The organism is Pseudomonas sp. MDT1-17 (assembly GCF_054898105.1).
Genome location: NZ_JBUBVM010000001.1, coordinates 494,295 through 504,734, shown reverse-complemented (window position 1 = coordinate 504,734; position 10,440 = coordinate 494,295). Strand labels below are relative to the sequence as shown.

The following is a 10,440-nucleotide window of genomic DNA, read 5'->3' as shown; positions in this document are numbered from 1 at the left end:
CTGACAGCATGACGCTGGTCCATTTTCGAGGGATGCTCAATGTTCTACGTGCAACGCGATGCGCAAGGCCAGTTAGTGCGCGTGGAAGCCGCGGCCTACGCCGAGGCCACGGAAACGCTGGCGGCCGACCACCATGAAATCCAGTCCTGGTATGCCAACGAAGTGATGGAAACCAGCCTCAAACAGCTCAAGCAGAGCGACCTGGAAATGATCCGGGTACTCGACGACTTGATCCAGGTGTTGACCAGCAAAGGCGTGATCCGCGTCACCGACCTGCCGGCCGCCGCCCAGGCCAAGCTGATGGACCGGAACCAGGCCCGTGAGGCGTTGGGTGGGTTGAGCCAATTGATCGATGATGATGAGACGGGGTTGATCTAAGGCCCCAACCTTCGATGTTGTCGGTACTGACGCCTTCGCGGGCAAGCCCGCTCCCACAGGTTTACGCATTGCCCTTGTGGGAGCGGGCTTGCCCGCGAAGGCGGACTGACTGACGACTCAGCTATAAAGCCTTACTGCCAAGGCTTCGGCTCACCAAACAACTGCCCCTGAACCCCATAAAGCCCCATCTCACGAATCACCATCAACTCCCCTTCCGTCTCGACCCGCTCGGCAATCAACGGCAGATCAATGCTGTGCGCCGCCCGCTGAATCGCCTCGATGAACAATCGCTTGTCACTCTCCTGATCAATCGCCCGGATGTAACTGCCGTCGATCTTCAGGTACGCCAATCCAAGCCGCGCCAGGTTGCCGATCATGCTGAAGCGCCCGCCAAAGCGTTGCAGGCTCAGGGAGAACCCGAGTTCGTGCAGACGTCGCGTCAGTTCCTCCAGCATGGCTTGATCCGGCAGCTGCTCCTCGCCGATTTCCAGGGTCAATCGCTCCCCGAGATTCGAATGCTGACGCAGGATTTCGAAGACTTTGTTCAACGCCTGCGGATCGGCCAACGTCGCTGAGGACAGGTTCAGCGCCAGCGATTCTTCATGACCGGCCATCTGCTCAAGCACCAGCTCCAACATCAACCGGTCCAACCGCGCTGTCCAGCCAAAGCGCTCGAGCCACGGCAGGAAGCGCCCGGCAGGAATGGTCTGGCCCTCGTCGTCGATCAGACGCGACAGCACCTTGTAATGCAGCACCAGTTGCGTGTCCTGGGCGGCTACCACCGACTGGAAATACAGTTCGAAACGCTGCTGATCCAACGCCTGATCCAGCAAGTTGTGCCAGGCGTGATGGTCATCCCCGACGCTGGCCGAGGCGCTGTGATCGAGGCACGCCCAGCTCTGTTCGCCCTGCCCTTCAGCCTGAGCCAACGCCTGATCGCCCAACCCCAACACCGCTTGAGGTGAGTCGCCATGAACAAACGGTGCCAGCCCGATAGAGGCCACTGAGGCTACGTCAGTCGCGCCCGTCGCATGCAGACTCGCCAAGGCACTGTCGAGGTTCTGCGCCAGTTGCAGCGCTTCTTCGCGCACCAGCCCCGGCGCCAGCACGGCGAACTCGCCGCCGCGAATCCGCGTCACGAGGTTCAGGGTTTCCGGGTACTTGGCACACTCGCGGGACAGTTGCTCACCCACCGCAATCAACAACTGGTCGGTGCGTTGACCGCCCAACCGCTGGTTCAATCCGGCCAGGTCCTTGACCCGCAACAACAGCAGATAACCGGAACTCGCCTGCTCCGGATTGCTCACCCGGGCGTTCAACTGCATTTCGAAATAGCGACGGTTAGCCAGGCCTGTCAGGTTGTCCTGATAGGATTCGACGCGCAGTTTTTCACTCCGCATGGCCTGCTCCTGAAACAACGCCTTGAGCTTCTCGACCATCTGATTCATGGCCTGCACCACGCGGCGCAGTTCGGGTGTACGCGGCAGTTCCGGCAGGCTGAGGAATTCGCGGCGAGCGATGGCGTGGGATTGCTTGACCATGTAATCCAGCGGCTTCAGTTGCCGGCGCAACAACAGCGCGCCCAGCACCGCACTCACCGCACCGCAGATCAGCAACCATCCAAGACTGCCGAGCGCGCTCTGCCAGAGTTTGGCCAACGCGAACATCGGATGGCTGACCACCTCAACCCGCGCCGCCTGCTCCCAGCCACGACTGACAAGGGCATCACCACCGGCCGCTTCCAGCCCGATCATTTTGACGAACCAGTCCGGCACATTGTTCACCGCTGGAATGCCGCTGCGCTCGACGATGGTCTGATCCGTCTTGAGATCGACCACGCGGATGCTCGCGTAATAACCGCTATCGAAGATCGAACTGACCAGCAACTCGACCATCGCCGGGTCGTCGATGTTCGGTGTCAGGGACAGTGCCAATGCCGTCGCGGCGTCCTGGGCGTGGGAGCGCAACTGGTTGACGTACTGGGTGCGCGAGCTTTCCAGGCTGACCACGAAGCTTCCGGTGAAGGCGATCACCAGAAACAGACAGATAGCGATCAACAGCTGTTTGAACAAAGACATCTGAGCGTGTGCTCCTAGTTAGTCGTCTCGACCGGGAAACCTTCGGCCTGCATTTTTTTCAGCACATCCTGCCAACGAGACAGGCGTTTGGTGTCACCGACTTTCTTGTTGCCCTTGGCGCCCGGCAACCACAACCCTTCGGCATTAAAAGAGTAGACCGGCAGCAAATCGGTTCGTTGGCTGGCCGGTTTGATCGCGTCGATCAAGCTGTCGAGTACCAGCGGCATGGCTTCGGCGCTTGAGTAGTAGGTCAACACCATGTGCGCCCGATTCAGGCGCAACGCCTTGACGTACGTGATGCGCAGCTTGTCACTGGAAACGCCGAGATGGCGCAGGCTGAAATACTTGGCGATCGCGTAATCTTCGCAATCGCCGGCGCCCTTCCACAGGGCCTCGATGGGCGTTTCCCAATAATCGACCTCGTGCCACAGGTCGATGTCTTCCTCATAGCGCATCTGCTTGTTGAAGAATTGGTTGACCACTTTAAGCTGTTCGAGCTCGTTGACCTGCTTTTGCGTCGCCAATAAGTACTGCCAGGCATCAATACGTTGCTGCCCTTCGCCCAACGGCCCGTACAATGTCTGCGCGCGACGGCTGATCAGCGAAAAATCCCAATCGGCATGCAGCCCGCCCAGCATAACGCCGGCCAGCAGCAGCGCGCAGCACAGCCAGCGCAAAGTCCGAGGGATCGCGAAACGTACCGCCAATGCGAGGCATCCAGGTCAGGCAGGTGGGAAAGCGTTTGATGGTGCAGGTTAGCCCGGTAAAAGACAATGGCACGGTGAGATCACCGGTGGCGCGCTAAGCTTTGTATGGCAGGTGTCATTGAAAACATCGTGGCCACGCCAGGCTGCGACATTGTGTACGTTTGACAAGCTGTCAGGCAGTCACTAGTGTCCTCTTGGATCCAAATTTATTTCAGTCAAACAGGGTGCGTTGTTGTGACACAGAAGCCCAATCCTCTGAACAGCATCAAGGTCAACGGGCCGATACCGGCTCATCTGGCACGCTCGGTGATCGAAGAAACCCTGCGTTCGGCCATTCTCGACGGCCGCATTCCCTGCGGCACCGCCCTGCGTCAGCAAGATTTGGCCGATCTTTTCGGTGTCAGCCGCATGCCGGTGCGCGAAGCCTTGCGCCAGCTCGAAGCCCAGGCGCTGCTTAATGTAGTCGCCCATAAAGGAGCAGTGGTCGCACCGCTGATCCAGGGCGATGCCGTGGAAACCTATGCACTGCGGATCCTGCTGGAATCCGAAGCGCTGCGCCTGTCGATTCCGTTGCTTGAGAAGGAAGACCTCGAACAGGCTGCCCGTCATATCGACGACATGGAAACGGAACACAACTACACCGAGATCGGCCGTCTCAACCGGCTCTTCCACATGTCGCTGTACTGCAAGGCGCCGAACCGGCGGCTGTTGGGGCTGGTGGAAGACGGGTTGAACGAAGAGGAACGCTTCCTGCGCTTCAACCTGGAAGCCATGGGCCTGGGCAAACTGTCCCAGGAAGATCACCGGGCGCTTTTGCGAGCCGTCGAAGACCGGGACGTCGAACGCTCGGTGAAGTTGCTCGAACATCACCTCAACCGAGGCGTCGAGGTCATCACACGGTACCTCAACAGCCCCGAAGCGCTGAACAAAAAAACCTCCCGGTAAAAAACGAAGGCAAGCCTGAGCGAGCAGATCGAACTGCTCGTTTTCGCTTGTCGCGACTGCGCTGCGCCCCTCTCCAACGCCCTGCCCTCGATTTACCCCTCTGAAGATCAATATTTGCCCCGATCAGATGATACGTCGGTGATAGCGGCTGCCTTGAATTACGCTCACTCTTGGCAAGTCAACGAATAATGAACGGGCGACGCATCGCGCGAGCGGAGCAGTCCCCGCACCAAGAACCTACGGAAGGAGTCTTGCCACGGGAAAGGAAGAACCGGCGTTGATCCCAGTCAACTTCCGTCCCCTCAAATCACTTCAACGATTCAGTTAGAAAGTTGCTTCGAGTGAGGCATTCACTCTTCATTTTAATTCTGGGTTACATAAGCCGGAAGGAGCAACTACATCCAAATAAAACTCAAACTAAAAGTTTTATTGGAACGTGTCACGCGCAAGAAAGTTAAACTTTCAAATAGTTAAAAAATAACTTGCCCGGCACTTTATTACTGTATTAGTTTTTTCTCCGCCGCCTTGAATACAGGCGCCAGACCGTCACTTAACGACTTATCGCAATTTACTTATATCAATTCGCTTGAGGCCTCCGCTCGCCAACAGAAACTAAAAAACCAACTATCACTTATTTATCAACCCCCCATGGCATTTCCAGTTCACTTATAGGCTCGCCCATGAAACCGACTAAAGACCGTCTCAACCAGAAGAAAGCAGAACTTAGCGCTCATCCGATCTTTTCCGAAATCAACTCACTGTCGGTATTGCAACGTTTCATGGAAACCCATGTGTTTGCGGTATGGGATTTCATGTCGCTGACCAAACGCCTGCAGCAAGAACTGACCTGCGTTCAGTTGCCCTGGCTGCCACCGCGAGATCCACAGGCAGCGCGCTTGATAAACGAGATCGTGCTGGGTGAAGAGTCCGATGATCGTCCGGCTCACGGTCACTACAGCCATTTCGAGTTGTACCTGGATGCGATGCGCGAAGTCGGTGCCAGCACGGTTGCAGTCGAGCGCTTCGTGACGCTGCAAAAGGAAGGGGTGAGCTATGACGTGGCGCTGCAAAGCGTGGACATCGACCCGGCCGCTGCCCAGTTCGTGCGCCATACCTTGCACACCGCGCTGCATGCGCCTGGTCATAGTGTTGCGGCGGTGTTCCTGCATGGCCGGGAAAGTGTGATTCCGCAGATGTTCCAGCGGATCCTCGATGATTGGGGCATTGGCCTCGATCAAGCGCCGACCTTTCGTTACTACCTTGAGCGCCACATCGAAGTCGACTCCGAAGACCACGGCCCGGCGGCGGAAAGACTTCTCGCCCGTCTGGTCGATGGCGATCCGCAACGCGAAGAAGACGTCTACGCCAGCGCCATCGCTGCTGTGGAAAGCCGCATCGCCTTGTGGGACGGCCTGCGCCTGAGCATGAGCGAACCAGTGCCTGAGGTGATCGCATGAACGCCGCCGACTACCAATCCTTCGCCGATGCCTGGGAAAGCCGCGCGACCATCCGTACCCGCCCCCGGCGCGTGCTGGAGAACGACGACAAGCTTATCTACCCGTTGAGCCGTCAACCGTTGGTGCTGAGCGAAACCTTCCTGCGCGAATGCCCGGAGCAGCGCGACTTTGCACTGGTGCAGACACTCTACAAATTCATCAACGACGTGGTGATCTTCGAAACCGAAATCGTCGACAAGACTGCCCGCAGCATCGCCAAGAATCGCTTCGCTGTGGCCTTCCCGTTCGCCTGCCGCTACGACGCCATGACCGTGGTGGTGGACGAGGATTACCACGCACTCGTGGCAATGGATTTCATGCAACAGACCGTCGCCATGACCGGCATCACACCCATCGAACTGCCGGATGAAATCGAACTCAGCCGAGCCATTCCAGCGGCCGTGGCGCTCGCCCCGGATCACCTGCGCAGCGCCGTGGAATTGATCTGCGTGGCCATCGCCGAGAACACCGTGACCGGCGATGTCGCGGCGTTCGCCAAGGACGACACGGTCAAGCAGTCGATCAAGGGCCTGATGGCCGACCACTTGCTCGACGAAGGTCGCCACTCCGGGTTCTGGGCGCGGCTGGTGCGCATCTACTGGCACACCGCGAGCGAAGACGACCGCCAGAACATCGCGCAGATTTTGCCAGTGTTCATCGGCCATTACCTGACCAACGACATCCAGAAGTCGTTCGACTTTCGGTTGATCGAGTCCTTGACGATCAGCGATGCCGCGCGCCAGGCACTCAAGAGCGAAGTGTCTGGGCTTGCCTTCCCGATCAATCGCCATCACCCGCTGGTCGCCAACATCGTGCGGTTTTTTCGCAGCAGTTCGCTGCTCGATTCGCCGTGCGTGCAAGACGCCCTCAGCGATTACCTGGTTTAACGAGGAGCCCATCATGAGACGTCTCGACATTCTGCTCATTGGACAAAGCCAGGCCCTGACCGACCTGGCGCTGGAACTTGAACAACACGGTCATTCTTTGGTGCGCCTGACTGCCGTCGACAAGCAGCCGTTGGGTAACGCTGATTTGCTGATCGACGACGCCAGCCTGCCTGTTCAAGACGTCGGCGATGCGCCGCGACTGACGCTGCAACTGGGTATCGGTGAGCCTGGAGTTTCTGGCCTGCCGCCGCTGGACTTGCTGTGCACGTACGGTTCGACGCTGTTCACTCGCGTGCCGATCACCGACGAACTTTCGGGTAACGGCCAGGCATTGCGCCTGCGAGCAGTGGAGGAACTGGTCAATCACGTGGCGCTGCTGGTCAGCCGTTACTCTCGCGACGCCGACTATTTTCTGCTGGCCGACGCTGCGGCTCCCGCTCGTTTCGAGCACGTGGAAAACCTGCTTTATTTGGAGAGTCTCGCGTTTTTCCATCGGCTCAATATCACGGCGGCACCCGCGCTGCTGGAGCTCTGCCAAATCCCGCTGATTGAGCGCCTTGAGCAGCGCTTCATCCAGTGTGCCGAACGACCCGCGCTGAACATTGCCGGCACGTCCCTGAGCTATCGGCAATTGCACGCCCACAGCCGCGCGATCCAGCAGCGATTGCTGCCGTTACTCACTCGGCATCAAGGGCCATTGGTGGTCGGGATCTGCCTGCCAAAATGCAGCGCGTTGTATGCGGGGATTCTGGCGATTCTCGGCAGTGGTGCGGTGTATTTGCCGCTGGAGCCGAGCCATCCCCTGCAACGCCAGCAATACATCCTGGAAAACGCCGGGGCCGTGTTGCTACTGCATGACGGTGAGCATCCGCTCGCGGCCCAAATGCCGGGACTCGACATCAGCCGCATCGACATCGATGACGTGGATCTCGATCAACCCTTGATGCGTCAACGACCCGATCTGGACGCGCCATGCATGGCGCTCTACACCTCGGGCACCACCGGCCATCCCAAAGGTGTGTTGCTCAGCCAGGCCAACCTCGCCCATTTCACCGCGTGGTACGCCGACTACGTGCAGCTGACCGAGCAGAGTCGGGTGCTGCAATTTTCGTCATTGAGTTTCGACTCGTCGCTGATCGATATTTTCCCGACCCTGCTCCAGGGTGCCGAACTGATCGTGCCCGGCGACGATCAACGTCGCGACCCGTTGCAACTGGTTGAACTGATCCGCCATCAGCATCTGAGCCACGCCTTTTTGCCGCCGGCGTTGTTGAGCATCCTGCCGCTGGATCAATTGCAATGCCTCGATCACGTGATGACCGGCGGCGATGTCTGCGAACCCTATGTCATCGAGCAGCTCACCCGTCAGGGCAACCTCTACAACCTTTATGGCCCTACCGAAGCGACAGTATTGATTACCGCGCGGCAACTGCGCACCGGCGACAGCAACCGCACCCTCGGCGCGCCAATCGCTAACAGTCAGGTGCTGATTCTCGATGAGGATTTTCAACCGGTGGCCGAACAGACGGTCGGTGAGTTGTACATCGTCGGGCCGGGCGTGTGCCTGGGGTATTTGAACAATCCGCAGCAGACGGCCGAACGTTATCTGAACCTGAGCCTGCCGAATGGCCGAAGCCTGCGCGCCTACCGCACCGGCGACATGGCGAAGTGGACCAGCGACGGCATCGAGCTCTGCGGACGGCGTGACAATCAGGTGAAGATTCGTGGCTTTCGGGTCGAGCCGGAAGAGATCGAACGCTGCTTGCGCGACAGTCAGTTGTACCGCCAGGTCGCGGTGGTCATCGACAGCCATCGACGGATTCTGGCCTTCCTCGCACAGCCTCAGGAAGATCACCCCGGCACCGCTCGCGAAGCGCTGAAAGCCCACTCCATGCAGTTTCTGCCGGACTACATGCAGCCCACCGCCTGGACCGAACTGCCGAGCATGCCGTTCGCCAGCAACGGCAAAGTCGACCGCAAGGCGCTGCTGGCAATGCCCGTGAATGTGTCCGAAAACACCTTGCGGCGCTTGCCCGCCAGTGTCGATGAGGCGCTGTTGTTGGAGATCTGGGCTGAGCTGCTGGAGCTGCCAGCCAGCGATATTTCTACCGACGAAAGTTTCTTCAACCTGGGCGGCCACTCGATCCTGCTGTCGCGCATGCTTTTGCGTTTGCGCGAAGAGTTCGGTCGCAGCATCTCGATCAACCGCTTCATCGAATTGCCGACCATAGCCAAGTTGGCGACCTTGGTGCGCGGCTCCGGCACCGAAGAAGTGCTGAGCGAGCAGGCCATGGCCGATGCCTTCCGTGAGCTGGATATCCAGCCGTTGCCAGTCAACCGCATGGGCGATGTGCACAAGGTGATCGTTACCGGCGCCAATAGCTTTGTCGGCGTGCACATCGTCGAAGCATTGCTCGCCTGGGGCGCCAGCGAAGTCGCCTGCCTGGTGCGCGATGGCGGTGGGCAATCGGCGGCCGAGCGCTTCGCTCACGCGTTGCGGGAAAACCGCCTGGACCACCTGGACCTGAGCCGAGTGCGGGTTTACGCGGCGGACATTACTCGTCCGTTATTGGGACTCGAAGCGGATGTTTACGAGCGACTGGATCGGCAGTTCGGCGCGTTGGTGCACAACGCCGCCAACGTCAATCACGTACTCGATTACGAGTCGCTGGCGCGGGATAACGTCGAGCCGATTTTCGAGTGCCTTCGGTTGTGCGAAGGGCGAAGCAAGAAGATCTTCAATTTTGTCTCCACGCTCTCGGCCTCCAGCACGATTGCCGCCGATGGCCGGGTGCTGGAATTGCCTGCCGCGCAGACCCCACCGATCTACATCAAGAACGGCTACAACTTGTCCAAATGGGTCGGTGAACGGATCCTCGAACGCGCTCGCGAGCGTGGCGTACGGGTCAATCTTTATCGCCCCGGCAACATCAGTTTCAACAGCCTCACGGGTGTCTGCCAGCCTCACAAAAATCGCTTGATGCTGATGCTCAAAGGCTCGATCCAGCTCGGCCAGGTGCCGGAGTTCACGCTGAATTTCGACCTGATGCCGGTGGACTTTCTGGCCCGGTTCATCGCCTTCCATGCCAGCCGTTATTCACCCGAAAAAGCGGTGTTCAACCTGCACAACCCCGAGCCTCTGAGCTGGGACAACTACGTCGCGTCATTTCGTGAAGCCGGCCGGGAGTTTTCCATGGTCAGCGTCTCCGACTGGCAACAGCAATTGGGTCGGGTCGACAGCGACAATGCGTTGTTCGGCGTGCTCGGTTTCTACCTCAACGGTTTCGAGGAAGACATTGGCGACATCTCGATGATCGGCCACGACAACGCCCAGGCCGGCGTCCGGCAGATGGGCGCGCACTACCCGGAAAAATCCCCGGCGCTGCTGCGGCGCGGCTGCGATTACCTGAAAGAAATCAATTTCATCTGATTCAACCCAACCCCAAGAATGGAGCAAGACCATGAGCACTCAGCAACCCGACACCCTGATCAAAAATCCTCAAGGCTGCCACGTGGTGTCCTCGGTGGAAGTGCCGGCCGATGCCAAGAAAGTCTGGGCAGTGGTCGGCAACTTTGCCGGCTTCGATCAATTCATTCCGGCGCTGTCGCACATTGAAATGACCGGCGAAGGCGTGTCGTCCCTGCGCAAGAAGTTCTTTAAGGACGGCAACCTGGTAGTCGAGCAACTCAACTCACGGGATGACCAGGCACTGAATATGACGTGGACCACGATTTACAACACCTTGGGCGTGGCCAACTTGTGGGCGGCAATGAGTGTTGAACCGCTGGATGCGGGTAAGTCGCGGGCGACCTGGACCATCATCGCCGAACCCGCACAGGGCGGTGCCGAGGCGTTGCCGGGTTTCAAGGATTTCGTCCAGGGCTATGCCGATGACTCGATGAACAATGTGCTGAAGCTGTTTGCGTAAGGCATAAGAAAGCCCGCTGC

At 58.8% G+C, this 10,440-nt stretch carries 8 protein-coding genes; 6 read left to right on the top strand and 2 right to left on the bottom strand.

Features of this window, described 5'->3' with window-relative positions; translation table 11 throughout:
- Positions 1-39: 39 nt before the first annotated feature.
- The gene (locus ACYZTX_RS02220; RefSeq protein WP_462032765.1) at positions 40-378 is read left to right on the top strand and encodes a tryptophan synthase subunit beta; all 339 of its coding nucleotides are present in this window, start codon (positions 40-42) and stop codon (positions 376-378) included.
- Positions 379-509: 131 nt separating this feature from the next.
- Here the strand turns inward: ACYZTX_RS02220 and lapD are convergent, their stop codons facing one another.
- Both lapD and lapG read right to left on the bottom strand, forming a co-directional pair.
- Positions 510-2,456 (bottom strand): cyclic di-GMP receptor LapD, encoded by a 1,947-nt coding sequence (gene lapD, locus ACYZTX_RS02215; RefSeq protein WP_462032764.1) that lies wholly within the window; start codon positions 2,454-2,456, stop codon positions 510-512.
- 14 nt (positions 2,457-2,470) lie between these two features.
- Positions 2,471-3,163 carry a cysteine protease LapG gene (gene lapG, locus ACYZTX_RS02210; RefSeq protein ID WP_462032763.1) on the bottom strand — a complete coding sequence of 231 codons (693 nt, stop codon included), beginning with the start codon at positions 3,161-3,163 and terminating at the stop codon, positions 2,471-2,473.
- A gap of 234 nt (positions 3,164-3,397) precedes the next feature.
- Here lapG and ACYZTX_RS02205 point away from each other — a divergent pair, with 234 nt between their 5' ends.
- From ACYZTX_RS02205 to ACYZTX_RS02185, 5 genes are all read left to right on the top strand, one after another.
- A complete protein-coding gene (locus ACYZTX_RS02205; protein WP_462032762.1) occupies positions 3,398-4,108 on the top strand; it encodes a GntR family transcriptional regulator in 711 nt (236 codons plus the stop codon).
- Positions 4,109-4,788: 680 nt separating this feature from the next.
- Entirely contained in the window at positions 4,789-5,565 is a 777-nt protein-coding gene (locus ACYZTX_RS02200) for a DUF3050 domain-containing protein (RefSeq protein ID WP_462032761.1), read from the top strand.
- The gene (locus tag ACYZTX_RS02195; protein ID WP_462032760.1) at positions 5,562-6,491 is read left to right on the top strand and encodes a diiron oxygenase; all 930 of its coding nucleotides are present in this window, start codon (positions 5,562-5,564) and stop codon (positions 6,489-6,491) included. The genes ACYZTX_RS02200 and ACYZTX_RS02195 overlap by 4 nt, the downstream gene beginning before the upstream one ends.
- 13 nt (positions 6,492-6,504) lie before the next feature.
- Entirely contained in the window at positions 6,505-9,921 is a 3,417-nt protein-coding gene (locus tag ACYZTX_RS02190; protein ID WP_462032759.1) for an amino acid adenylation domain-containing protein, read from the top strand.
- Positions 9,922-9,952: 31 nt separating this feature from the next.
- Positions 9,953-10,420, top strand: a complete 468-nt coding sequence (locus ACYZTX_RS02185) for an SRPBCC family protein (protein WP_462032758.1) — start codon at positions 9,953-9,955, stop codon at positions 10,418-10,420.
- Positions 10,421-10,440: the final 20 nt, after the last annotated feature.

Bases quoted from the DNA above. Each gene is read 5' to 3' on its own strand.
- ACYZTX_RS02195 (WP_462032760.1), top strand. From the start codon at position 5,562: ATGAACGCCGCCGACTACCAATCCTTCGCCGATGCCTGGGAAAGCCGC.
- ACYZTX_RS02220 (WP_462032765.1), top strand. From the start codon at position 40: ATGTTCTACGTGCAACGCGATGCGCAAGGCCAGTTAGTGCGCGTGGAA.
- lapD (WP_462032764.1), bottom strand. From the start codon at position 2,456: ATGTCTTTGTTCAAACAGCTGTTGATCGCTATCTGTCTGTTTCTGGTG.
- ACYZTX_RS02190 (WP_462032759.1), top strand. From the start codon at position 6,505: ATGAGACGTCTCGACATTCTGCTCATTGGACAAAGCCAGGCCCTGACC.
- ACYZTX_RS02200 (WP_462032761.1), top strand. From the start codon at position 4,789: ATGAAACCGACTAAAGACCGTCTCAACCAGAAGAAAGCAGAACTTAGC.
- ACYZTX_RS02185 (WP_462032758.1), top strand. From the start codon at position 9,953: ATGAGCACTCAGCAACCCGACACCCTGATCAAAAATCCTCAAGGCTGC.